The 24,940-nt window shown below is 67.2% G+C and carries 20 protein-coding genes; 13 read left to right on the forward strand and 7 right to left on the reverse strand.

The genetic code is table 11. The features are described 5' to 3' along the window. Nucleotide 1 precedes the first annotated feature (1 nt). From EF834_RS07200 to EF834_RS07235, 8 genes are all read left to right on the forward strand, one after another. Nucleotides 2-664, forward strand: coding sequence for an SRPBCC family protein (locus EF834_RS07200; RefSeq protein ID WP_127946508.1), 663 nt, complete (start codon nt 2-4; stop codon nt 662-664). Beyond that, the gene (locus EF834_RS07205; protein ID WP_206615197.1) at nt 661-1,953 is read left to right on the forward strand and encodes a vWA domain-containing protein; all 1,293 of its coding nucleotides are present in this window, start codon (nt 661-663) and stop codon (nt 1,951-1,953) included. The genes EF834_RS07200 and EF834_RS07205 overlap by 4 nt, the downstream gene beginning before the upstream one ends. A gap of 17 nt (nt 1,954-1,970) precedes the next feature. Beyond that, entirely contained in the window at nt 1,971-4,001 is a 2,031-nt protein-coding gene (locus EF834_RS07210; protein ID WP_127946509.1) for a cytochrome c oxidase assembly protein, read from the forward strand. 210 nt (nt 4,002-4,211) lie between these two features. After that, nucleotides 4,212-4,703, forward strand: coding sequence for a single-stranded DNA-binding protein (locus EF834_RS07215; RefSeq protein ID WP_127946510.1), 492 nt, complete (start codon nt 4,212-4,214; stop codon nt 4,701-4,703). Nucleotides 4,704-4,826: 123 nt separating this feature from the next. Continuing rightward, nucleotides 4,827-6,500, forward strand: coding sequence for an energy-dependent translational throttle protein EttA (gene ettA, locus EF834_RS07220; protein ID WP_127946511.1), 1,674 nt, complete (start codon nt 4,827-4,829; stop codon nt 6,498-6,500). 181 nt (nt 6,501-6,681) lie between these two features. Continuing rightward, the gene (locus tag EF834_RS07225) at nt 6,682-11,556 is read left to right on the forward strand and encodes an NAD-glutamate dehydrogenase (RefSeq protein ID WP_127946512.1); all 4,875 of its coding nucleotides are present in this window, start codon (nt 6,682-6,684) and stop codon (nt 11,554-11,556) included. Nucleotides 11,557-11,573: 17 nt separating this feature from the next. Next, complete coding sequence (locus tag EF834_RS07230) at nt 11,574-12,032, forward strand: acyl-CoA thioesterase (protein ID WP_268960970.1); 459 nt, start codon at nt 11,574-11,576, stop codon at nt 12,030-12,032. Further along, on the forward strand, nt 12,025-12,705 hold the full coding sequence (locus tag EF834_RS07235) for a hypothetical protein (protein WP_127946513.1): 681 nt from the start codon (nt 12,025-12,027) through the stop codon (nt 12,703-12,705). Before EF834_RS07230 ends, EF834_RS07235 begins: the two co-directional genes overlap by 8 nt. Nucleotides 12,706-12,730: 25 nt before the next feature. On the opposite strand, the gene EF834_RS07240 is transcribed toward EF834_RS07235, so the two are convergent. The 4 genes from EF834_RS07240 to EF834_RS07255 all read right to left on the reverse strand — a co-directional run bounded on the left by EF834_RS07240 (nt 12,731) and on the right by EF834_RS07255 (nt 16,747). Then, complete coding sequence (locus EF834_RS07240) at nt 12,731-13,357, reverse strand: TetR/AcrR family transcriptional regulator (RefSeq protein WP_127946514.1); 627 nt, start codon at nt 13,355-13,357, stop codon at nt 12,731-12,733. A 2-nt stretch (nt 13,358-13,359) separates the two neighbouring features. Beyond that, a complete protein-coding gene (locus EF834_RS07245) occupies nt 13,360-14,580 on the reverse strand; it encodes a cytochrome P450 (RefSeq protein ID WP_328590545.1) in 1,221 nt (406 codons plus the stop codon). Between the two features lie 78 nt (nt 14,581-14,658). Next, on the reverse strand, nt 14,659-16,245 hold the full coding sequence (locus EF834_RS07250) for a glycoside hydrolase family 13 protein (RefSeq protein ID WP_206615198.1): 1,587 nt from the start codon (nt 16,243-16,245) through the stop codon (nt 14,659-14,661). 76 nt (nt 16,246-16,321) lie between these two features. Beyond that, entirely contained in the window at nt 16,322-16,747 is a 426-nt protein-coding gene (locus EF834_RS07255) for a globin (protein WP_206615199.1), read from the reverse strand. A 140-nt stretch (nt 16,748-16,887) separates the two neighbouring features. Between EF834_RS07255 and EF834_RS07260 the strand changes: the two genes are divergently transcribed. The 3 genes from EF834_RS07260 to EF834_RS07270 are packed head-to-tail and all read left to right on the forward strand — an operon-like array spanning nt 16,888 to nt 18,312. After that, nucleotides 16,888-17,553: an HNH endonuclease gene (locus EF834_RS07260; protein WP_127946517.1), complete on the forward strand. Its 666-nt coding sequence runs from the start codon at nt 16,888-16,890 to the stop codon at nt 17,551-17,553. 44 nt (nt 17,554-17,597) lie between these two features. Next, nucleotides 17,598-17,849 carry an aa3-type cytochrome oxidase subunit CtaJ gene (gene ctaJ, locus EF834_RS07265; RefSeq protein WP_127946518.1) on the forward strand — a complete coding sequence of 84 codons (252 nt, stop codon included), beginning with the start codon at nt 17,598-17,600 and terminating at the stop codon, nt 17,847-17,849. Further along, entirely contained in the window at nt 17,836-18,312 is a 477-nt protein-coding gene (locus EF834_RS07270) for a DUF5130 domain-containing protein (RefSeq protein ID WP_127946519.1), read from the forward strand. Before ctaJ ends, EF834_RS07270 begins: the two co-directional genes overlap by 14 nt. Before the next feature lie 135 nt (nt 18,313-18,447). Here EF834_RS07270 and pepN read toward each other — a convergent pair whose 3' ends face one another. After that, on the reverse strand, nt 18,448-21,033 hold the full coding sequence (pepN, locus tag EF834_RS07275) for an aminopeptidase N (RefSeq protein ID WP_127946520.1): 2,586 nt from the start codon (nt 21,031-21,033) through the stop codon (nt 18,448-18,450). Nucleotides 21,034-21,150: 117 nt separating this feature from the next. After that, on the reverse strand, nt 21,151-22,392 hold the full coding sequence (locus tag EF834_RS07280; protein WP_127946521.1) for an NAD(P)/FAD-dependent oxidoreductase: 1,242 nt from the start codon (nt 22,390-22,392) through the stop codon (nt 21,151-21,153). A 212-nt stretch (nt 22,393-22,604) separates the two neighbouring features. On the opposite strand from EF834_RS07280, the gene EF834_RS07285 reads away from it, so the two are divergent. Then, nucleotides 22,605-23,288, forward strand: coding sequence for a mycothiol-dependent nitroreductase Rv2466c family protein (locus EF834_RS07285; protein WP_127946522.1), 684 nt, complete (start codon nt 22,605-22,607; stop codon nt 23,286-23,288). 6 nt (nt 23,289-23,294) lie between these two features. Here the strand turns inward: EF834_RS07285 and EF834_RS07290 are convergent, their stop codons facing one another. Continuing rightward, a complete protein-coding gene (locus tag EF834_RS07290; protein ID WP_127946523.1) occupies nt 23,295-24,218 on the reverse strand; it encodes a M48 family metallopeptidase in 924 nt (307 codons plus the stop codon). 235 nt (nt 24,219-24,453) lie between these two features. Here EF834_RS07290 and EF834_RS07295 point away from each other — a divergent pair, with 235 nt between their 5' ends. After that, nucleotides 24,454-24,936 (forward strand): ribose-5-phosphate isomerase, encoded by a 483-nt coding sequence (locus EF834_RS07295; protein WP_127946524.1) that lies wholly within the window; start codon nt 24,454-24,456, stop codon nt 24,934-24,936. Nucleotides 24,937-24,940 lie beyond the last annotated feature (4 nt).

Here is a 24,940-nt window from a genome sequence, read left to right on the forward strand (position 1 = left end):
CATGAAGATCGCAGACGAGTTCACGGTCGAGGCACCCATCGACCGCGCGTGGGAGGTGCTGACCGACCTCGAGGGCATCGCGCCGCTGCTACCGGGCGCGCAGATGACCGGGCGCGAGGGCGACGACTATCTGGGCACAGTGAAGATCAAGGTGGGGCCCGTCACGAGCGAGTTCGCGGGTCGGGCGTCGTTCGTCGAGAAGGACGAGAAGTCTCATACTGCCGTGATCGACGCTCGCGGGCGGGAGAAGCGGGGCAGCGGCAACGCGTCGGCGACCATCACCGCTCACCTGGACGAGTCCGGTAGCGCGACCCGGGTCACCGTCGACACCGACATGAAGATCGTCGGCAAGCTGGCGCAGTTCGGCAGCGGGATGATCCAGCAGGTCTCCACGAAACTGATGGGACAGTTCGCGGCGTCGCTCGAGGACAAGCTCGCGGCCGACGCCGGGGTCGGGGGAACTGGCCGAGCCGAGGCCGCGGCCGAACCGTCCGCCGAGGCCGTCCCCGAACCGGAGGCGGTTCGTGCGGTGGGGCCGGAACCGGAGCCGCTCGACCTGCTCGAATTGGCAGGCGGTTCAATCGCACGGCGCGCGGCACCGTGGATCGCGGCTGTCGTCGCGGCCATCGTCGTCTTCGTCGTCGTGAGGTCCAGGCGCCGGTGACCGGTTCGTCCCCGGTCTTGCTGCGCGGCGTCGATCGGGCTGCGTTCGCGGTCGCACTGGTTGCGCGGGCGCGCGAGTCCGGGGTACGGGTGTCGGCAAGCGGGGCCGCCCGCTTCGCGGAGGCGCTGCGCGTGCTACCGCCGACAGGTCGTAGCCGACTGTATTGGACGGCGCGGGTCACCCTGGTCGGGCGACGCAGCGATCTCGCCCGGTTCGACGCAGTGTTCGCTTCCGTGTTCGACCAGGCGTTGCTGGGGCTCGATCCGGCCGCGAGGGCCGCGGGTCGCGGCCGAGGACGCGTCGACCGGCACGAACCCGGTGACGCTGCGTCGGCGCCGACGTCCCGCGGGCCGCGATCGGCGCCACCGTGGGTGACTCGGGACTGGGTGAGCCCTGACGAGGCGACGATCGAGCCCGCGGACGACGTCGACGCCGAGACGATCGGCCTCACGTTGCGGCTGCCGAGCCCGCTCGAGGCGATCGCGGACCAGCCGTTCGGTCAATTCCGGGACGAGGACCTGAGACTACTCGGGCGCTGGCTCGAACAGGCGCGGGTGCACTGGCCCACCCGCCGTAGTCGGCGTCGCGAACCACACCGTCACGGTCGGGTCGATCTGCGGGCGACGATGCGGCGTGCGCGCGAAACGGGGTTCGAACCGATCCGGCCGGTCGGGTGCCGCCCACGTGTGCGGCGCCGCCGGATCGTCCTGCTGTGCGACGTGAGCCGGTCGATGCACGGTTACGCCGACGTCTATCTGCACCTGATGCGTGCCGCCGTGGTGCGCGGTACCGGCCGCGACGCGGAGGTGTTTGCGTTCGCGACCCGGCTCACCCGGCTGACCGCCGTCCTTGCGCACCGCGACGCCGATGTCGCGGTGGCGCTGGCCAACGAGCGGGTCGTGGACCGGTTCGGCGGCACCCACATCGCGGGAAGCCTCGCCACGCTGTTGTCCTCGCCACACGGCAACGTGCTCCGAGGGGCCGTCGTGATCATCGCGTCCGACGGTTGGGACAGCGACCCACCCGCCGATCTCGCGCGCGCGGTCGCCCGCGTCCGGCGGCGCGCCCACCGCCTCGTGTGGCTCAATCCCCGTGCCGGCGCACCGGATTTCGAGCCCGTCGCCGGATCCATGTCGGCTGCCTTGCCGTACTGCGATCACTTTCTATCGGCGCACACCGTCACCGCGCTCGGTGAGATGTTGGACGTCGTCGCGCGTGCCGCCGCAGGCGTGCCCACACCGGACGGGCGGAGGGCTGTGCCCGGCAGGATGTCCGACGCTATGTCGTAGGTCCTACGCTGGTGGCTATGGCAACACCCCTGCGAGAGCAGTCCGACCTCGCTCCCGGCTCTGCACCCAGTACCGGATCCGGCGTCATCTATACGGTCAGTGCCGTCCTTGCGGGGGTCGTGGCCGTGCTGGTCGTGGCGATGTCAGCTGCTCAGGCCCTGGTACTCCTCGGCATCCCCGACCCGGGGCCCTTCACGACATACGGACTGCCGGCGATCAGTGCGGTCAGCGAGGTGGCCGCGGTCATCGCGATCGGTTCGCTGCTGTTCGCGGCATTCATGGTGCCGCCGCAGAAGACCGGTGTCCTCGACGTCGATGGCTACCGCGCCGTCCGTGCGGCATCGCACGCCGCTTTCGCCTGGGCGCTGTGCGCGGTGCTCCTCGTGCCGCTGACGCTGTCGGACACCTCCGGTCAGCCGTTCACGGAGGCGATCAAGCCTGAGAACCTGTGGTCGGCGATCGGTCAAGTCGAGAACGCGGTTGCGTGGGCATGGACGGCGGGCCTCGCGCTCGTGCTCGCGGTAGCGGCTCGGCTGGCACTGCGCTGGTCATGGACGCCATTCCTGCTGCTACTGAGCGTGATTACGATGATGCCGCTCGCGTTCACCGGGCACTCGTCGGCCGGCGGGTCACACGACGTCGCCACGAACAGCCTCATCTGGCACCTGGTCGGGGCCGCGTTCTGGGCCGGCGGCCTGTTCGCGCTCCTCGCGCACGCCCGCAGGCGCGGGGCACACTCCGACGTCGCGGCCCGCCGCTTCTCGTTCGTCGCGACGATCTGCTTCGTCGCAATGGCGGTGAGCGGTGTTGTGAACGCCTTCGTCCGGGTGCCGCTGGACGAGGTTCTCACCACGACTTACGGCAGGCTCGTCCTGGCAAAGGTCGCTGCCCTCGTCGTACTCGGTGTATTCGGCTGGTTCCACCGGCGCAGGTCGCTGCCGGCGCTGGAGGCGGATCCCGAGTCTCGTGGCGCTCTGCTTCGCTTCGCCGGGGCCGAGGCGCTGGTCTTCGCCGCGACCATCGGTCTGGCGGTTGGACTGGGGCGTACACCGCCTCCGCCACCGGAATCGATCCCGACCCTCACCGAGGTCGAGCTCGGCTACAACCTCCACGGGCCGCCGAGTTTCGCCCGACTGGCCCTCGATTGGCGCTTCGACCTGATCTTCGGCACCGCTGCGATCGTGCTGGCCGTGCTCTACGCCGTCGGGCTGCGCCGGTTGCGCAGCCGCGGTGATTCGTGGCCGCTCGGACGCTCGATCGCCTGGTTCGCCGGTTGTCTGGTGCTGCTCGTCGCGACGTCTTCCGGCGTGGGCAGATACGCGCCGGCGGTCTTCAGCGTGCACATGGGGGCCCACATGGCACTGTCCATGCTGGCGCCGGTGCTGCTGGCGCTCGGCGGGCCGTTCACCTTGGCGCTGCGGGCGTTGCGCCCCGCCGGGAAGGACGGGGTGCCAGGTCCCCGCGAGTGGCTGCTGAGTTTCCTGCACAGCCCGATCTCGCGGTTCCTCACCCATCCGCTGGTGGCCGCCGTGCTGTTCGTCGGTGGCTTCTACGCGCTTTACCTCGGCGGCATCTTCAGTGCCGCGGTCGACAGTCACGCCGCTCACCTGCTGATGAATCTGCACTTCATCCTCAGCGGCTACCTGTTCTACTGGGTCGTCATCGGTGTCGATCCGTCACCGCGGACCCTGCAGCCCATCACGAAACTGGCGGTTGTGTTCGGGTCGTTGCCGTTCCACGCATTCTTCGGCATCGCGCTGATGAGCATGGGTGAGGTCATGGGCGCGACGTTCTACCGGTCACTGGGACTGGGGTGGAACGAGGACCTGTTGCGGGATCAGCAACTCGGTGGGTCGATCGCGTGGGCCACGGGCGAGATGCCGCTAGTGATAATCATGCTCGCCCTGCTGGTCCAGTGGTCGCGTAGCGATGACAGGACCGCGCGCCGGGTCGATCGTGCCGCCGAGCGAGACGACGACGCGGAACTGGCCGCGCACAACGCGATGTTCGCCGAGCTCGCGCGCCGCGATCGGGAGGCCGGCCTCTAGCACGTGGCACCGACAGCCCCGCTGCCGATCAGCCGATCCGCGGGCTGTTGGGGATGCGGCCTCGATCCGTCCACATCCGTGTCCGGACCCCATGATCGGTGCCGGATCCGCGGCATCGTCGAACGCACCGCTCCATCGGGCGGTGCGTTCGTCGTTGCGGTGCGTTCGTCGTTGCGGTGGACGGAAGTGGTCGAGATGAGGGGGAAGTCGATGTATGAGACACACGCCGCAGTGGTCGGCACGGTCATCACCGATCCGGTCAAGCGGGAGACGACATCCGGCGAGGAAGTGATCAGTTTCCGCATGGCGAGCAACGTCCGCCGACGCGACCGAGAGTCTGGAGAATGGGTCGACGGCGGCACCCTCTACCTGACGGTGAGCTGCTGGCGGCGGCTGGTGCAGGGCGTGGGCGCCTCGCTGATGAAGGGCGATCCGATCATTGCCTACGGTGAACTGCGCACCAACGAGTACCGCACGCGAGACGGTGAACCGCGCACGGACCTGGAGATGCGGGCCGGCGCGGTGGGTCCCGACCTCGCGCGGTGCAGTGTTCGACTTGACAGGTCGGGGCGGCTGCGAGGCGGGCCGGTGTCGGATGGGACCGAGGTGGAAGAGGCGGCCGGCTGCGATCCGACCGACCGTGGAAGCGGCGTGGTGGCGGACAAGGATGTCGACGAGGACGTCGCTGCTCTCACCGGATAGCCGGACTCCGCGAGTGTCGGCTCACGGTCGGGTCGAACAGGTGGTCACGGTACGCTGACAGGCGAGTCGTACGTTCTCGCAGCCGATGAGCTGCACGTTTCCAGTCCAGATTGGAGCCTTTGGGTGGCTGAGTTCATTTACACGATGAAGAAGGTGCGCAAAGCACATGGTGACAAGGTCATCCTCGATGACGTCACCATGAGCTTCTACCCGGGCGCCAAGATCGGTGTGGTGGGCCCGAACGGCGCCGGCAAGTCGAGCATCCTGAAGATCATGGCCGGACTGGACCAGCCGTCGAACGGTGAGGCTTTCCTCGACCCCGAGGCCACGGTCGGCATCCTGCTGCAGGAACCGCCGCTCAACGAGGAGAAGACGGTCAAGCAGAACGTCGAGGAGGGCCTCGGCGAGATCAAGGTCAAGCTCGACCGCTTCAACGAGATCGCCGAGCTGATGGCGACCGACTACTCCGACGAGCTCATGGAGGAGATGGGCAAGCTCCAGGAGGAGCTCGACCACGCCGACGCGTGGGACCTGGACTCCCAGCTCGAGCAGGCCATGGACGCGCTGCGTTGTCCGCCCGGTGACGAGCCTGTCACCTACCTGTCCGGTGGCGAGCGCCGCCGCGTCGCGTTGTGCAAGCTGCTGCTGAGCAAGCCGGACCTGCTGCTTCTCGACGAGCCCACCAACCACCTCGACGCCGAGTCGGTTCTGTGGCTCGAGCAGCACCTCGCCAACTACCCAGGCGCCGTCCTCGCCGTCACCCACGACCGATACTTCCTAGACCATGTCGCGCAATGGATCTGCGAGGTGGATCGCGGCAAGCTGCATCCCTACGAAGGCAACTACTCCACCTACTTGGAGAAGAAGGCCGAGCGCCTGGAGGTCCAGGGCAAGAAGGACCAGAAGCTGCAGAAGCGCCTCAAGGAGGAGCTCGCCTGGGTCCGCTCGGGTGCAAAGGCCCGTCAGACCAAGAACAAGGCCCGTCTCGACCGCTACGAGGAGATGGCTGCCGAGGCCGAGAAGCACCGCAAGCTCGACTTCGAGGAGATCCAGATCCCGACGCCGCCGCGCCTGGGCAACGTCGTGGTCGAGGCCGACCACCTGGACAAGGGCTTCGACGGCCGCGTTCTGATCAAGGACCTCTCGTTCACGCTCCCTCGCAACGGGATCGTCGGCGTCATCGGCCCCAACGGCGTCGGAAAGACCACGCTGTTCAAGACGATCGTGGGCCTCGAGGAGACGGACTCGGGCACGGTGAAGGTGGGCGATACGGTCAAGCTCAGCTACGTCGACCAGACCCGCGCCAACATCGACCCGAAGAAGACGGTGTGGGAAGTCGTCTCGGGCGGTAACGATTTCATTGAGGTCGGTCAGAACGAGATGCCGTCCCGCGCGTACGTGAGCGCGTTCGGCTTCAAGGGACCGGACCAGCAGAAGCCGTCCGAGGTCCTCTCCGGTGGTGAGCGCAACCGCCTGAACCTTGCGCTCACCCTCAAGGAGGGCGGCAACCTGATCCTTCTCGACGAGCCGACCAACGACCTCGACGTGGAGACCCTGAGCTCGCTCGAGAACGCCCTGCAGCAGTTCCCGGGCTGTGCCGTGGTGATTTCCCACGACCGCTGGTTCCTCGACCGCACCTGCACCCACATCCTGGCGTGGGAGGGCAACGTCGAAGAAGGCGCATGGTTCTGGTTCGAGGGCAACTTCGAGGCGTACGAGGCCAACAAGGTCGAGCGCCTCGGCGTCGAGGCGGCACGTCCGCACCGGGTCACGCACCGCAAGCTCACCCGGGATTGATCTGGTGATCGCGGGTGCGGTGCCGGTCGGCGCCGCACCCGACGTCGCCGTTACCTGCCCGATGCCATCCGAGTAGGTATGACCCGTCTGCTGTGGTTCGCGTCTCACCCGCGGCGCGGTTGCCGCGTTAGGCTCGCCATTGAGCCACCCGGTGACCTCGAACCAGGGACGGAGCGTCGCGATGACGGAATCTGTAGATGCCGACTGGACCCTCGAATTGCCCGCCGCCTTGCGGCAGTGCCTGCCGGAGCTGAGGACCGCCTATTTTCGGCACACCTCCGCCGGTGAGCCCGATAGCGTCCTGAACGGCCGTTTGGATTCCATTCTTCGCGAGCATCTGCGCCTCGCTCGACGCCGCAGGCCTGGCCGGGCGGCAGTGCGCGTCCACCATCCCAGCGACCAGACCGGACTCGGGGCGGCGCTGCAGATCGTTACCGACGACATGCCGCTGCTCGTCGAGTCGGTCACCTCCCTTCTGGGAAGACTCAGCACGACGATCAGCGAAGTGGTTCACCCGATCTTCGGGGTCCGGAGGGACCCGGAGGGCGTGCTGGAAGAGATCCTGCCGGATATATCCACCCACGAGGTGCCCAGCGACGTCCTCGCGGAATCGTGGATTCACGTGCAGCTGCACCCCGCAACCGAGGGTTCGGTTCTCTATTCGCTCGAGTCGTCCATCTCTGACGTGCTGTCGGACGTGGGGCAGGTGGTCGCCGACACGGGGGCGATCCGGGCGCTCGAGCGCGCGCTCGCGGCCGAACTCGACGCGCGCGCGGTCAACCCGCCACCGGGTCGGTCCGCTGACGAGTTGCGCGATTGCGCGAACTTGATGCGCTGGTTCGCGGACGGCCACTACACGGTGCTCGGCTACCGACGCTACGAAATCGGCAATGGGGGAAATGGGCACCGCGCCGAGATCGTACCGGGCAGCGGGCTGGGCGTGCTGCGTGCGGACCGGCTCACCGGGGAGCACGTCAAAATCCCCTTGGCGGCAGACATCCCGGATTGTCCGCTGCTGGTACTGACCCAGGGGTCTGTGCCCGCCACGGTGCATCGGTCGGTCTACCCCTACTTCGTCGGTGTCAGCATCGTCGACGACGACGGTGCGATCGTCGGCGAACACCGATTCCTCGGGGTATTCACCGTGACTGCGATGCACGAGAACGTGCTCGACATCCCCGTGATCGAGCGGCGGGTGCGAACCGCGATCGAACGCGCCGGGTTCGACATCGAATCGTTCTCGGGTCAGGCGATGCTCGAGGTGGTGCAGTCGTTCCCGCGCACAGAACTCTTCTCCATCGACACCGACACGTTGGTGGAAACGATGACCGCAGTGCTCAACATCGGGCTACGGCGTCAGGTTCGATTGTTCATGCGTGAGGACGGTTTCAAGCGCTTCGTCTCGTGCCTGGTGTATCTGCCCCGGGACCGCTACAACACCCGGGTGCGGCGGGCGATGCAGCAGATTCTCCTCGACGAACTCGGCGGTGGCGAGCTCGAGTACACCGTCCGCGTCACCGAGGGCGATCTCGCGATGCTGCACGTAACCATCCGTAAGCCACCGGGCGCGCGAAACGCATTCATCGACACGGGGGAGTCGAATCGCCTCCGCATCCAGGGTCTGCTGGCGGCTGCGAGTCGCAGCTGGGACGACCATTTCTCGGATGCCGTTGCCGACGATCCGACGGTGGATCCCGCCCTCGCGAAGCGATATGCGGCCGCACTGCCGGAGAGCTACAAGGAGGACTTCGACGCCGAGCGAGCGTTGGCAGACATCGTTCGCGTCCAGGCCCTCGACGCCGACTCGATCGACTTGCGGCTCTACCAGGACACGGCGGCACCTGCAGGGCAGTGGCGATTCGCGCTGTACTTCGCCGGCGAGGGCATCTCGCTGTCGCATGTGCTGCCGGTGCTGCACAGTTTGGGCGTGGAGGTTCTCGATGAGCGTCCGTACCTGATCGTGCGTCCGGACGCAATGCATTGCTGGATATACGAATTCGGTCTGCAGGTTCCGGCGGAGCTCCTGGGCGGTGCAGTCGTGGACTTGAGTGCCGGCGGGCCGGACGAGGGGTTGCGGAATCGTTTCACGGAGGCGTTCACCGCTATCTGGCACGGCCGGTGCGAGGCCGACCGGTTCAACGAACTGGTGCTACGCGGCGGTCTGGCCTGGCGACAGGTCACGGTGCTGCGCGGGTACGTGAAGTACCTGCGGCAGGCCGGTTTCGCCTACAGTCAGATTCACATCGAGAGGGTAGTGCTCGCGCATCCGGAGATCGCCCGGCAGCTGATCGAGTTGTTCGAGGCGCTGTTCGACCCCGACCACGGCTCCGATGAACGGTCCCACAACCTGGAAACAGCATTGCGGGCGGACATCGGCGAGGTCGTCAGTCTCGACGTCGACCGCATTCTGCGCGCGCTGTTCGGTCTCGTACGAGCGACGTTGCGGACCAACTACTTCGTCGTCGACGGCGACGACAACTCCCGGGGATACCTGTCGCTCAAGTTCGATCCGGGCCGGATCCCGGAACTGCCCAAGCCCCGCCCACGGTTCGAGGTGTTCGTGTACTCGCCCGATGTCGAGGGCGTACACCTCCGCTTCGGCCCCGTCGCGCGCGGCGGGCTGCGATGGTCGGACCGCCGTGACGACTTCCGCACCGAGATCCTCGGGCTCGCGAAGGCTCAGGCGGTCAAGAACGCCGTGATCGTACCGGTCGGGGCGAAGGGCGGGTTCGTGGTGAAGAAGTCCGTGCCGGCGGCGGGCGACGCGGCCGCCGACCGGCAGGCGGCGCGGGACCAGGGCATCGCGTGCTACCGCACGTTCATCTCGGGTCTGCTCGACGTCACCGACAACGTCGAGCGGGCCACCGGTGGGGTGGTGCCACCTGCTCGGGTCGTGCGTCGCGACGACGACGACGCCTACCTCGTCGTGGCGGCGGACAAGGGCACGGCGACGTTCTCCGACATCGCCAACGAGGTCGCGACTGGGTACGGATTCTGGCTCGGTGACGCGTTCGCGTCCGGAGGCTCCTCGGGATACGACCACAAGGAGATGGGTATCACCGCGCGCGGCGCGTGGGAGAGCGTCAAGCGGCACTTCCGGGAACTCGGAATTGATATCGCCACAGACGATTTCACGGTCGTCGGAATTGGTGACATGAGTGGCGACGTGTTCGGTAACGGGATGCTCCTCAGCGAGCACATCCGTTTGGTCGCGGCCTTCGACCATCGGCACGTGTTCTTGGATCCCAACCCGGACGCGTCCAGGTCGTTCGCGGAACGGCGTCGGATGTTCGCGTTGCCGCGCTCGTCGTGGGAGGACTACGACCCCACACTGATCAGTGACGGCGGCGGTGTGTACCCACGGACGACGAAGTCGGTGCCCATCAGCCCACAGGTGCGGGCCGCGCTGGACCTCGACGAGGGTGTGACCGAGCTGGCGCCGCCGGACCTGGTGAGGGCAATCCTGAAAGCGCCCGTGGATCTGCTGTGGAACGGTGGCATCGGCACGTACATCAAGGCGGCGTCCGAGTCCGACGCTTCGGTGGGCGACAAGAGCAACGACGCCGTGCGGGTCCACGGCGCCGACCTGCGGGCCCGGGTTGTCGGGGAGGGCGGCAATCTCGGTGCCACCCAGCTGGGGCGAATCGAATACGCACTGCACGGCGGCAAGATCAACACCGATGCGATCGACAACTCGGCCGGTGTCGACTGCTCGGACCACGAGGTGAATATCAAGATCCTGCTCGACGCGCAGGTGAGCAGCGGCGAGTTGGCACCGGACGAGCGCGACCCGTTGCTCGCGGCCATGACCGACGAGGTGGCGAGGCTGGTGCTGGCGGACAACATCTCCCAGAACGATCAGCTGGGTATGTCTCGGGCGAGTGCGCCGCAGATGCTCGGCGTCCACCGTCGCCTGATTGCCACCCTCGTCTCCAAGTATGGTCTCGACCGGAAGCTCGAGGCGTTGCCTACCTCACCCGAGCTGACCAAGCGCGCACAAGCCGGTCGCGGCCTGACCTCGCCGGAGCTGGCCACGGTGATGGCGCACGTCAAGCTCGCATTCGAGCAGGAGTTGCTGGCTACGGAACTGCCCGACAGCGATTACTTCGCTGCCTGGCTCCCGGACTACTTTCCGCTCCAGCTGCGTTCGCGGTTCAGGTCGTCGATCCGCTCGCACCCACTGCGTCGTGAGATCATCGCGACGATGCTCGTGAACGACGCGATCGACAACGGCGGCATCACCTACGGATTCCGACTCGCCGAGGACGCGGGGGCCTCGAGTACCGACGCGATCCGGGCCTACGCCGCGGTGACCGAGGTCTTCGAACTCCACGACGTGTGGGAGCGGGTGCGTGCCGCCGACATGCCGACCCAGGTGTCGGATCTGCTGATGCTGCAGTCCCGACGGGTGCTCGACCGCGCCTCGCGGTGGTTCCTGTCGAGTCGCCCGCAGCCGATCGCGGTGGGAGCCGAGATCAGTAGGTACTCCTCCGAGTTCCGCAAGCTGGCCCCCAGAGTCCCCGGTTGGGTGCAGGGCCACCGCCTGACGGACCTCGAGCGGCATGTGGGGGAGGTCGTGGCGGACGGTGCACCCCGCGACCTCGCGCTCGAGGTGTTCGGGTTGCTGGACCTGTTCAGCCTGCTCGACATCATCGATGTCGCCGACATCTGCGAGCGTGACGGCGACGAGGTCGCCGAGCTGTACTTCGCACTCGACGCTCACCTCGGTATCGACTGGCTGCTCACCGCTGTCTCCGACCTGGAGCGTGGAGACCGTTGGCACTCGCTCGCGCGGCTGGCACTGCGTGACGACCTGTACGGGTCGCTGCGGTCGCTGACGCTCGAGGTTCTGGTCGGCGGCGAGCCGAGCGAGACGCCGGAGGAGAAGATCGACTACTGGGAGTCGACGAACGCGTCGCGACTCAGCCGCGCGAGGTCCGCGCTCGCGGAGATCTTCGAGTCTGGAACGCTGGACCTCGCGACGCTGTCGGTGGCGGCGCGTCAGGTACGAAGCATGGTGCGGGGCATGGGCACCAGATCGGAGGTCGGAAGGTGAGTGGGGCGGAGGAAGCCTTGCGGAACGGCAGTGTCGTCCGGGCCGTCGTCGAAGGACGGCGAGCGGGCTTCCACACGAGGGTGGTGGTCCGTTGGTCCGACATGGACGCGTTCCAGCACATCAATCACGCACGGATGGTGACGCTGCTCGAGGAGGCGCGGGTTCCGTTGCTCTTCGAGGAGGGCTTACCGACGGCGACGTTGCGCGACGGCGCCGTCATCGCCGATCTGCACGTGCGCTATCGCGGCCAGCTCCGCCACGACGACAGCCCCCTCGACGTCCTGATGTGGGTCGAGCAGATCCGGGCCGTCGACTTCACGCTCGCGTACGAGGTGCGACCCGGGGGAGCGGCGGCGTCGACGCCGCCGTCGATCGTCGCCTCGACGCAGATCGCCGCGTTCGACATCTCCACCCAGCGTCTGCGCCGGCTGGCCGAGTCCGAGCGCGGATACCTGGAGCAGTTGAAGCGTGGATGAGCGTGTTCTGAGGGTTCCCGACGCCGCGGATCGCGCGAACCTGGCGATGTTCGTGGGATGCGCGGTGCGACTCGACGAGTCGGCGGTGGTCCGCCTCAGGCGTCGGGACGACGGGCGGGTGTCGGTGTGGGCGCCGACCGGATTCGATGCCCTTGCCACCCGTTCCGTCGTCGGAGACGTCCGCCCGCAGGACACGACCGCGGCGGGCGATGTGCTGCTTCGGGCGCTCGGTGAAGCAGCGACCGACATCGATCCCGGGTTCGCGATGGACTCGGCGTGGCGTGGGGCGCTTCCGCCGGAGGCCGGTTTCCTCCACGTGGACGACGTGCCGGCCCGGGTTCTGCTCGGGCTGGCCCAGCGTGGTGCCGCTCTGGCGAGGGAGCACGGCAGCACGCAGGGACCGCCTACGTCGTTGCTCGAGCAGAAGGTCCTCGGCGTCGAGGGGGGTGGCATGACCGTGGACGTCTCGATGCGGACCGTCTTCGCGCTCACCGGCATGGGCTTCGTGCCGCGTGCGGACGGTCGGCCGACGACCGCGGAGACCGATCTCGAGGCTGTCGCCGAGAACGAGGTCATCCGGGTGCGCGCTACGCCGTCCTGGTTGCGACTCGATGCCCGGTTCGGCTCGGTCTACGCGCGACGCGCGGGGACGATCCCGCTGTTCACCGTGTAGCCACGACTGTGGTGGGCAGGACTGTTCACCGTCCAGGCAGGACGACCGGGACCACGAACTGCTCGATCATGGCGCGCTCGTCGTCCGCGTCGGCGGCAGGGACGACGAGAAGCGAGACGATTGCACGTACCAACCACCGTGCGCGCCGGGCGATCTCGGCCCCGTCCCCGTGTCGACCGTCCCCCAGTCGACCGTCCCTGTTTCGACCACGGCGGTCCCGGTCGTCGGAGAGGAACGAGATGCCCAGCACCTCGATCACCTCGGACGTACTCGCGAGTTCGGATGCGACTCCCGCGTCGCCGAGGCCGAACCAGGCGGCGAGGGTCGGCGTCGCCCGGACCTCGCGTACTGCCATGATCACGGCCTCGGTCACACGCTCCCGAGGATCGGTGACGGGGGCGAGTGTCGCGGCAATACGTTCCCCGAGTCGGCGGGCCTCGCGGTGCACGAAGGCGCGGTGCAGGGCCCGCCGGTTCTCGAAGTAGCGATACAGGGTCGCCCGCGAGCATCCCGCCGCCTTCGCGACTTCGGCCATACCCGTTGTGGCGACGCCACGCTCGACGAAGAGCGCGGCGGCCGCGTCGAGGATCCTCTCTGCCGCAGCCTCGACGCGTTCGCCCTGCAGCCACGAACTGGATGTCTGGGCCACCATGATCATCCTGCGCGGAACGGCACCCTGGTGGGGCGGCGGACGTAGTGCCCGGCGGCATACTCGACTCCGTCGAAGTCGACGTCGAAGTCGGGGCAGCGCGCGAGCAGTTCCTCGAGCGCGACTCGCGCCTGCATGCGTGCGGCGGCTGCACCGAGACAGTGGTGGTTGCCGTTACTGAATGTGAGGATCTGTCGAGGGTTGCGCAGTACGTCCAGTTCCTCTGAGTCGGAGCCGAACACGCGGGGATCGCGGTTCGCGGAGCCGTAGACGAGCATTACCTTGCGGCCAGCGGGGATCGTCACGTCCTCGATCGTCACGTCGCGGGTGGTGGTGCGGGCGAGGCCCTGGACGGGGGAGGTGAGCCGCAGCAGCTCCTCGACCGCGGTGGAGATCCGACTGGGGTCGTCGAGAAGCAGCTGCCGCTGGTCCCGACGCTGGGTCAGCAGTTGCACTGCACCACCGAGCATTCCGGTGGTGGTGTCGTTGCCGCCGGTGACCATCGTGAACGCGAAACCGAGAATCGACAGGATGCCGGCGACATCGCCGTCTGCGCCCATCCCAGCGGCGACGAGGTGTGAGATGGTGTCGTCACCGGTGTCCCCAGAGGCGCTCTCGCCCTTGCGCTGTTCGATCAGATTGCTGAAGTAGGCCATCAGATCTCCGGCCGCTGACGCAGCCTCGAGTGGGTCGCCGTTCGCGTTTGCCGCGACGATTGCATCGGTCCAACCGTCGAACTGGCCGCGGTCCTCCGGCGGCACACCCAGGTAGTGCGCGACGACCATGCTCGGCAGAGGCTTGAACAACTCGGTGACGATGTCACCCTCACCGGCGGCACGCAGCCGTTCCAGACGCTCGACGACGAAGCGGCGTACCTCCGGTTCGACTGTCTCGACCTGGCGCGGCGTGAAGCCACGGGCCACGAGACGGCGGAACTGTGTGTGTACCGGCGGGTCGAGCATGACCAGCGGGGGATTGTCACGCAAGCCGATCTTGTCGAGTTCGCCGTAGGTCATCGTCAGACCCTCGGCGGATGAGAACGTCTCGGCATCACGTGCCGCGTTGTACACGTCGGCGTGCCGGGTCAGCACCCAGTAGTCGTGGTCCGGTGCTCCCTCCGGCACGACGTTGTGGACGGGGTCGTTCTCGCGCAACGCCGCATACATCGGCCATGGGTCCCGCCAGGACGGGCCGGAGCGAGGGACGTAGGCCGCTTTGTCAGACATAGTCGTCGTCATGTCTCAACCGTGAGACAGATCACTGCATTTGTCAATGGTAGCTGTCGGTACCGGCGTGCGATCGAATCAGACCAACCAGGCCGCGGAATCGGCGGGTAGCAGGCCCTCGACGAGCGGCAGGCTCGTCAGTACGACCGTGCCGGCCGGCCGCGGGATCGGCGTGTCGGTGGCATTGAGGACACAGACAAGTCCGCCCCGACGGCGGAACGCGAGGCAACCGGGAGAGCTTCCGTACCAATCGATTTCCGCGCCGGAGAACTCCGTGAGCGACGATCGCAGCCCGAGGGCCGTCCGGTACAGCGACAACGTCGAATCGGCGTCGGCGAGTTGGGACTCGACCGCCATGGGCGCCCATTCCGGTGGCATCGGCAGCCACGTGTTCGTGGCGGTCGAGAAGCCGAACGGCGGGCGCGCGCCCTCCCACGGCAGCGGGACACGGCACCCGTCCCGGCCGCGTTCGGTGTGCCCGGACCGCTCCCAGACCGGGTCCTGCAGTGCCGAGTCCGGCAGGTCCACGTTCGGCAGCCCCAACTCGGCGCCGTTGTAGATGAACGATGCGCCCGGAAGTGCGAGTTCGACGAGGGCCATCGCCCGGGCGCGGGCGAGGCCGCGGGCGCCGCCGCCGTACCGGGTGACCTCACGCTCGACGTCGTGATTGGACAATGTCCATGTGGGTGTGCCGCCGACTCGCGCTACGGCATCGAGGGAATTCTCGATGGCGGCACGCACCGAGTTGGCGTCGAAGGGGGTCTCGGCGAGGCGGAAGTTGAAGCCGAGGTGCAGCTCGTCCGGGCGAATGTACTCGCCGAACCGCTCGTTGTCGCGCACCCAGATCTCGCCGACCGACATCGCGGACGGGTACTCGTCCATGACCCGGCGGATGCCGCGGTGGATCTCGTGGACGCCCGGGTTGTTGAAGCGGGGATCGTCGTCGTCGTTGCGGAGCAGTGCGTTGGTGTCCCACTCGTGGTCGGGAAGGCCATCCGGTTTGGCCATCCCGTGCGCGACGTCGATCCGGAAGCCGTCGACTCCGCGATTCAGCCAGAACCTCAGCGTCTTCTCCATATCGGCGAAGACCTCCGGGTTGTCCCAGTTCAGGTCGGGCTGCTCGGCGGCGAAGATGTGCAGATACCACTGGCCTGGGGTGCCGTCCGGTTCGGTGATGCGGGTCCAGGCGGGGCCACCGAAGACGCTCGGCCAGTTGTTCGGTGGCTGCGAACCGTCCGGTCCGCGGCCGTCGCGGAAAATGTAGCGTTCGCGGGCGCCACTGTCGGGTCCGGACGCGAGAGCCTCCCGGAACCACGGGTGCTGATCGCTGGTGTGGTTCGGGACCAGGTCCATCGTGACCCGGATGTCGCGCGCGTGCGCCTCGGCGATGAGGGTGTCCATCGTCTCGAGGTCCCCGAAGAGCGGATCGATGTCCCGGGGGTCGGACACGTCGTAGCCGTGGTCCGCCATCGGAGAACGCACGATTGGACTGAGCCAGATCGCGTCGATCCCAAGCAGTTCGAGATAGCCGAGGCGGTCTATCACGCCGCGAAGATCGCCGACGCCGTCACCGTTCGAGTCCGAGAACGATCGCGGATACACCTGGTAGAAGACCGCGTCCGTCCACCACCGACGCGAGTCCGACGGTTCCTGGGTGATGGACAAATCCTCTTGGTTTGGCACAGCCCCCCAATAGTGCCGGATCGAAGTCGATGAAACGACCTGGGCGGCACGGCAGGGGCTAGACCGGCGAGTTCACCATTGAAGCCGCCGCCATCTCCATGTAGTCGATGAGGGCACGCCGGTGCGGTTCGTCGAGGGTCCGGTCGTCGATGGAGGCGATCGCCGTGTGCATACAGCGCAGCCAGGCATCCCGCTCGATCGGGCCGATGCGGAACGGGGCGTGCCGCATCCGCAGTCGGGGATGACCTCGCTCGTCGGAGTAGGTGCGTGGCCCACCCCAGTACTGCTCGAGGAACATGCGCATGCGGCGCTCGGCCGGTCCGAGATCGGCTTCGGGGTAGAGCGGGCGGACGATCTCGTCCTTGGCCACTTCTTCGTAGAATCGGGCGGTGAGCTTGCGGAACGTCTCGGCGCCGCCGACGGCCTCGTAGAAGGTCTGCTGCGGCTGGGCTCCACGGCTGGTTTCTGGGTTCGTCTCAGTCATGTCACGCTCCATTGTGCCTGCAATCGACGACCACGTCGGTCGACGGTCGTTCACCCTGATGTGGGGCAGTTTTTTGCCGAAATGGGTGTGCGTGAACCGACCATCCGTGGTCAACTTGTGGCAGTCTTCGCGGAGGTGGCATGACACACAGAAAGAGCGGTCGATCGCACCGACAACTTATGCCCACCGACGTGCGCGAACATCGCACGTCGGGGGCTTTTCCGTTGCACGTCATTCCCGAGCCGGGGCCGTCAGGTCTGGGACTGTCCGGCGGCAACACACCGACCGCGTGGAGCAAACGTCGAGTGCTGCTCCTCAATGCCACCTTCGAGCCGCTCACTGCCCTGCCTGCGCGCCGCGCCGTGGTGCTGATGGTGTGCGCGAAGGCCGACACCGTCCACGAGGACCCGCTCGGGCCCGTCATCCATTCCGAGGGCTGTGCTCTCCAGGTGCCGTCCGTGATCCGGCTCCGAAACTACGTGCGGGTGCCGTACCGGAACCGTGTGCCGTTGACCCGCGCGGCTCTTATGTACCGCGACCGATTCCGCTGCGGGTACTGCGGTGACAAGGCCGAGACCATCGATCACGTCATTCCCCGAAGCCGCGGTGGTGGACACACGTGGGAGAACTGTGTCGCCTGTTGCGCTCCCTGCAACCATCGAAAGGCCGACAGACTGCTCGCGGAACTGGGGTGGACCCTCCGCACCGCGTTGGTGCCTCCGTCCGGTCCGCACTGGCGACTGCTCTCGACGATCACCGAGGTGCACCCCACCTGGCTTCCGTATCTCGGCGAGGGTGCCGCCTAGGACCCGGGACTTCCATTTCGGCAGCACTGGGCTAGGTTGGCCTCGTGAGCATTCTCGAGACAGCCCTGATATTCGGAGGGATTCCCCTCGTGGCGGTCGCGATCATCGGTCTCCTGTCCCTCCGAGGTCGGCGGTTGGCAAACCCCCAACCGGCGGTGTACCGCCTCGGTGAGCAGTGGACGCGCGGGCCGATTCTGTGGAGCGCGACCGACGAGGTGACCACGCACGGTCACCACGCGGCGCACACCGCGCTGGACGCAGATCTGATCGGAGGTTCCGCAAGTGGCAAGTGGTGACGTTCTCCAGACCCCGGCAGTCGCACCCGAGGACCTGCCGGTGGGTACGGTCCTGACCGCCAGTGGGCGCCTCTCCGCAGTCCACCGGGTCGGTGAGCTGCTCGATCGGCCGCCGTTTACGACGGACGACCTGGTGCGCATCGATGACGCACTCACCGACGCGACTCGTCTGACCAAGGTGCGGTTCAACATCTACGTCGGCGACCTAGGCGAAGACCCGGCTATGGGTGCAGACGCCGTGTTCCCGACCACCCCGGAAGCCGAGCGTTCGGTCCTGATAGCGGTGTCGCCGAACCAGCGGGCGATCGAGGTCCGCGGTGGCCGCGCTGTCGCGAACCGGGTCACCGATCGGGTCGCGCAACTCGGCGTAACAGCGGCTGCCGCTTCGTTCACCGAGGGTGACCTCATCGACGGCCTCGTGTCCGCTCTGCGTGTCATGAGCACCGCGATCGCGCCCAGGTAGGTCCTACACTCATCGCTCCAGTGCCGGTGCACCGACGTTTCAGTGCCTCAGCTCAGCTGAACGCACCCACGTCGGGGCACCGGCGCTGTTTGTTCAGGTGGCGAGCCTCGGGTCGCGGGCCTCAGGTAGCCGGGCTCAGGTCGCGTCGAATGCGCGGGCCTTCAGCGACCGAACCACCGCAGCCTTGCCCTCGACCACGAGACGACGCAACGCAGGCGGGTGATCACCTGTCAGGAATTGGTCGGCGGCGTCCACGGACTGGTCGCTGATCGACCATGACGGGTAAAGCCCGACGACGACGGTCTGCGCAACCTCGCTCGACCGTCGCTCCCACACCGCGGGAACCTCCGCGAAGTACCGTGCGACGTACGGCTCGAGCAGCTGGGACTGTCCCGGCGCGACGATGCCGCCGATGATGGCGCGGGCCGTGATGTTCGGGACGCTGTCGTCCTCGAACACCGTCGTCCATGCCTTCTCCTTGACCGCGGCCTGCGGGCGAGCGGCTGCGGCGGCTGCGGCCTGCCGGGCGCCGGCGGCGGTGGGGTCACGCTTCGCCTCCGCGTCGATGAACGGAGTGTCGAGCCCGTCCGCGTCCACCTCACCGGCGGCCGCGAGCGCATGCACCAGCCGCCAGCGCAGGTCGGTGTCGACGACCAGTCCCTTCAGCCCGAGTGTCCTGGGGTCCTCTACGTCCAGCAGTTCCTGGAGGACCTCGGTGTGCCACGCCGACAGCTGCGAACCGGTCAACGCGTTGACGAACGCCAACTGGTGGTCCGAGCCCGCCTCGGCCTCGCGCGCCAGCTCGAGCAGGCGGTTCGCGAACGCCGGCCAGCCGAACGCGTCGGCCCAGCCGGGATCGGCGTACGCCGACAGTGCGGTCTGTGCCTGGAGCAGGAGCCGCTGCACGACGCCGACCTCCGTCTCGGCGCCGATGCCGCGCTGGACGAGGCCGACGAAATCGCGCGCCCGCATCTCGGCCTGCCGGGTCATCTCCCACGCCGCCGACCACGCGAGCGTCCGGGGGAGCGGCTCGGCGATGTCATCGATGCGGCCGACGAGGGTGTCGAGCGAGTCCTGGTCAAGGCGCAGCGAGCAGTACGTCAGGTCGTCGTCGTTGACGAGGACCAGCTTGCCGCGCGGAACGCCGACCAGTTCGGGGACGTCGGTGCTGGTGCCCTCCACGTCGAGTTCGACGCGGTGGGTGCGAACCAGCTTGCCGGTCGCCGGGTCGTCGTCGTAGATACCGACCGCGAGGCGGTGCACACGAGTCTCGCCGGCGCCTGGGTCAGCGCCCTCCTGGAGCACGGCGAAACGAGAGAAGGTGCCGTCCGGCTCGATCTGGAAGTCCGGTCGCAGAATGTTCAGGCCCGTGGTCTTGAGCCACTGCGCGCCCCAGTTCGACAGGTCACGCCCGGACGCCTTCTCGAGCGCGCGCAACAGATCGTCGAATGTCGCGTTGGCGAAGGCATGGGCGGCGAAATAGTCGCGCAGACCGGTCAAGAACGGCTCGAGACCCACGTACGCGACGAGCTGTTTGAGCACGCTGGCGCCCTTGGCGTACGTGATGCCGTCGAAGTTCACCTCGACGGCCGCCAGGTCGGGGATGTCGGCAGCGATGGGATGCGTCGACGGCAGCTGGTCCTGCCGGTACGCCCAAGACTTCTCGACATTCGCGAACGTGGTCCACGCGTTGGCGTACTCGGTGGCCTCGCTCTGGCACAGCACCGAGGCGAACGTCGCGAAGGACTCGTTGAGCCACAGGTCGTCCCACCACTGCATGGTGACGAGATCGCCGAACCACATGTGCGCCATCTCGTGCAGCACGGTCTCGGCGCGTCGCTCGTAGGCGGCGCGGGTCACCTTGGACCGGAATACGTAGTCCTCGAGGAAGGTGACCGCGCCCGCGTTCTCCATCGCGCCGGCGTTGAACTCCGGTACGAACAGCTGGTCGTACTTGCCGAACGCGTAGGGGATTCCGAAGTTGCGATGGTAGAAGCCGAAGCCCTGCTTGGTCTCGGCGAAGAGCCGTTCGGCATCCATGTGCCCGGCGAGCGAGGCTCGGCAATAGATGCCGAGAGGGATGCTGCCGTGCTCGTCGGAGTAGACATCCGACCATTGCGCGTACGGGCCGGCGATCAGCGCTACCAGGTACGTGCTCATGCGGGCCGTGGTGCGGAAGACGTGTCGGCCGGGTGTCGCCGCGGAAGCCTCGGCAGGCGCAGCGTTCGAGACGATCTTCCAGTTCTCCGGCGCGGTGACCGCCACGTCGAACGTGGCCTTCAGGTCGGGCTGGTCGAAGCACGCGAACATGCGCTTGGCGTCGGCGGTCTCGAACTGCGAGTACAGGTACACCGCACTGTCGGTGGGGTCGACGAACCGGTGCAGCCCCTCACCGGTGTTCGTGTAGAGGCAGTCGGCATCGACGACCAGTTCGTTGGTCTCGGCCAAGTTCTCGAGCGCGATGCCGGCTGCTTCGTCGTACGACGACACGTCCACCGGTGAACCGTTGAGCACTGCGGAATGCACTGTGGCGGCAATGATGTCGATGAACGTCGAAGCCCCGGCCCGGGCGCCGAATGTGACCGTGGTCCGTGAACGGAAGGTTTTCTCGCCCGGACCGCCGGAACCGTCGGTCAGGTCGAGCTCGACGCGGTAGTTGTCGACCGAGACCAGCGCCGACCGCTCGGCGGCCTGTTCACGGGTCAGATTCGGTGGGGCCACGAAGATCTCCTTCAGGGATGAACAGTCAGCGCGTCCATCTTCGGTGATGGACAGTCAGCACAGCCATCTTCAGGGATGGACAGTCAGCACTGCCATCCCATCACGTATGCCTGTCGTTCAGCGGACGAGGTCGGCCAGCGGCACGTCGGGGGCCGCGAGTCGGGCCGGATCCACCGAGGCGGATGACGACACGATCGCCTTGATGTCGTCGTTGACATCCCAGATATTGACGTTCATCCCGGCCAGCACGTGGTTCTCCTCGTCCAGCCAGAAGGCCAAGAACTCACGTTCAGCGACGTCGCCCCGGGTGACCACCCTCGAGTACTCAGGTGCCCAGCCGACGTACTCCATGCCGAGGTCGTACTGGTCGGTGAAGAAGTACGGCAGATTCGTGTACTCCGCCGGACGCCCGAGCATCGTGGCGGCCGCGATCGCCGGTTGATTCAAGGCATTGGCCCAGTGCTCCACACGAATCCGGGTGCCCAACCGTGGATGCTGCTGCATGGCGATGTCGCCGACCGCCACGATGTCGGGGTCGGACGTGGCGAGGTGCTCGTCCACGAGTACACCGCCGTCCACCGCGAGCCCGGCGGCCTCGGCGATCTCGACGTTCGGCTCCGCGCCGACTGCCACCAGGACCTCGTCGGCGGGCAGGACCGTGCCGTCGCTGAGCCGGACACCGTCTGCACGTCCGGCAGAGACGGTGATCTCCTCGACCCTCGCGCCGAAGTGGAAGTCGACGTCGTGCTCACGGTGCAGGTCCGCGAACACCGCGCCCATCTCCTTGCCGAGGGCGTGGAGCAGCGGCAGTTCGGAGGGCTGGACGATGGATACGGCGACGTCGCGAGCCCGCGCGCCGGCCGCGATCTCGAGACCGATCCAGCCGGCGCCGACGATCACCAACCGTGATCCGGCGGTCAGTTCGGAGATCAGCGAATCCGATTCGTCGATAGTACGCAGATAGTGCACGCCGGCCGCGTCGGCACCGGGGATCGGTGGGCGTCGCGGCCGTGACCCCGTGGCCAGGGCGAGCTTGTCGTAGTCGATCGCCGAATCGTCTGGGAGGACGACCTTCTTGTGCTCACGATCGATCGACGTGGCGGTCGTTCCCAGGCGGACGTCGATCTTGTGGTCGCGATACCAGTCTCCGCGCTGGACGGTGAAATCGGGCAAATCCTTCTTGCCGGCCACGTGTTCCTTCGAAAGGGGCGGCCGATCGTACGGCAGGTGCTCCTCGCCGCACAGAAGCACGATGGATCCGTCGAAGTCCCTGTCTCTGAGCGCTTCTGCGATCTTGGCGCCGGCGAGACCGCCGCCAACGATGACGAATGTGCGATTGGATGACTCGTGAAGTGTCACGGATTGCTCCGTCTCCGAGTCGCGACGACTGTCGCTGTCGACCGCCGTGGCGACTCTCGCTGGTGGCTGTCCTCCATCGACACTATCGGTGCCGACGGTGTCCGGGAAGGATCCGTACGGGGTCGTGGTTGTCTTTGACGGGAAGGTGTATTTCGACGTCGCACGGACGTCACACCACTGGACCGTCACACCACTTCGAGAGGGAGACACACGTGAGCGACGCAACCACCGCAAGCGGGGCCGCAGGGGCTGGGGCTGCCAAAGACGCCGCCGGCGCTGCCAAGGACGGTGCCGCCAGGGACACTGTCGATTTTTGGTTCGATCCACTGTGCCCGTGGTGCTGGATCACTTCGCGTTGGATCCTCGAGGTAACGAAGGTCCGCGACATCGAGGCGAACTTCCACGTCATGAGCCTCGCCGTCCTCAACGAGGGCCGCGACCTGCCGGACGAGTACCGCGAGCTGATGACCAAGGCATGGGGTCCCGTGCGAGTGCTCATGGCAGCCGCACAGCAACGGGGTGACGAGATTCTGTCTCCGCTCTACACGGCGATGGGCACCCTCATCCACAACCAGGACAACAAGGACTTGAGCGACGTGATCGTCAAGTCGCTCGCCTCACTCGGGCTGCCCGCCGAGTTGGCCGCCGCCGCGGAGACAGAGGAGTTCGACGCCGAGTTGCGCCGTAGCCACCACGCGGGCATGGACAAGGTCGGCGACGATGTCGGCACCCCGACCATCCACGTCAACGGCACGGCGTTCTTCGGCCCGGTCTTGTCGCGCATCCCGCGTGGCGAGGACGCCGGCAAGGTGTGGGACGGGGCAGTGACCCTCGCGTCGTACCCCTACTTCTACGAGCTCAAGCGGACCCGCACCGAAGGGCCCATATTCGACTGAGTCCACTCACCGTGTCGTGAACGAGTAGTTCGGGTCGCGGTAGAAGTAGTCCGGTCGCTGGAACAGCCGGCCGTGGCGTGTCCGGTCCCGCAGGGCCGCGGCACGCCACGTCAGGACCGGATGACTCGACAGCAGGTTCACCAGCCAAGGGAAGAAGCCGCGCTCGGTTGTCGCACGATCCGCCAGCTCGTCGAAGCCCACGTGGCTGACGAGGTATTTGCCGGCCCCGAGCACACCCATCGCTCCGGCGGCCCCGGCCGGGTTGTTGCAGTAGCCGTGATTGTCCGCGGTGTACTCCATCGACCGGGAGAGCGCCGAGCCGATTCCCGGGACGTATCTGGCGGCGAACATGCCAAGTTGTCGCCAGTATCCGACGTGGCCGGCCGCGATGTGCCCCACCTCATGCCCGATGATGAAGGCCAGGGCTTCCGGGTTCCGGGCCTGCCCGCCGATCTCGAAGAGGTCGCTGTAGACGACGACGTAGCGGCGCAACCCGTGGCCCGACGCGAATGCGTTGATCTGTCCGTTTCCCAGGACGACGTACGCGTCCGGGACCTCGGTCATCCCGAACCGGGCCGCTGCCTCGCCCACCATGCGGTAGCCGTCGGCGAACTGCGTCGGCGACATCTTGATGCCGTTCACCCTTTGCGCCGCGTACATCTGGCCGCGGGCCACGAAGATCAGGATCGGCGCGGCCAGTACCAGCATCGCCCAGTACGGCAGGTCGCCGCGCAGGAAGACCACCAGTGCGGAGACGTAGGCAACCGCCGTGATCGCGACGACAAGCACCAGCAGCGGGATCTCCCACGGGTGCCGAGCCGGCGGCTCGTACGGCGAAAGTCCGGGGGGAGTAGCGACCGGCGCGTGACCCCACGCGGAGGCGTGTGGCGGCACGGCCTGCCCGACACTGTGCGAAGGGTTCGGATACATGACAGGAATCTACCGGCGTAATCCCGGTTCTACCGGGCCGGGATGGGTTCGGGCGCATGCCTATGTCCTCCGTCACGTCCGCATTCCGGCACGTCCTGGCATCGACGACTCCGGAGTCCTCATGGGGTGTCGACTCCGGAGTCCTCATGGGGTGTCGACTCCGGAGTCCTCATGGGGTGTCGACTCCAGCGTCCCCATGGGGTGCCACGGCGACATGGCCTGTCAGAATTGGGGCATGCGCGTATACCTGGGTGCCGACCACGCCGGCTTCGAACGCAAGAACCAGATCATCGAACACCTCACCGCGAACGGCCACGAGGCCATCGACTGCGGTGCGCACGCCTACGACGCCCTCGACGACTACCCGGCCTTCTGCATCGAGGCGGCCCGCCGCGTCGTGGCCGACCCGGGCAGCCTGGGCCTGGTCCTCGGCGGCAGCGGCAACGGCGAGCAGATCGCCGCGAACAAGGTGCCCGGCGCACGGTGCGCACTGGCCTGGAGCGTCGAGACCGCGCAACTCGCGCGCCAGCACAACAACGCCCAGCTGATCGGTATCGGCGGTCGCATGCACACCCTCGAGGAGACCCTCGCGATCGTCGACGCCTTCCTGTCGACGCCGTGGTCGCAGGAGGAGCGCCACCAACGCCGCATCGACATCCTCGCCGAGTACGAGAAGACGGGCGTGGCTCCCGCGGTCCCCGGCGCTCCCGAAGCCTAGGCAG

This window comes from Rhodococcus spongiicola (genome assembly GCF_004011835.1).
Taxonomy (GTDB): domain Bacteria; phylum Actinomycetota; class Actinomycetes; order Mycobacteriales; family Mycobacteriaceae; genus Prescottella; species Prescottella spongiicola.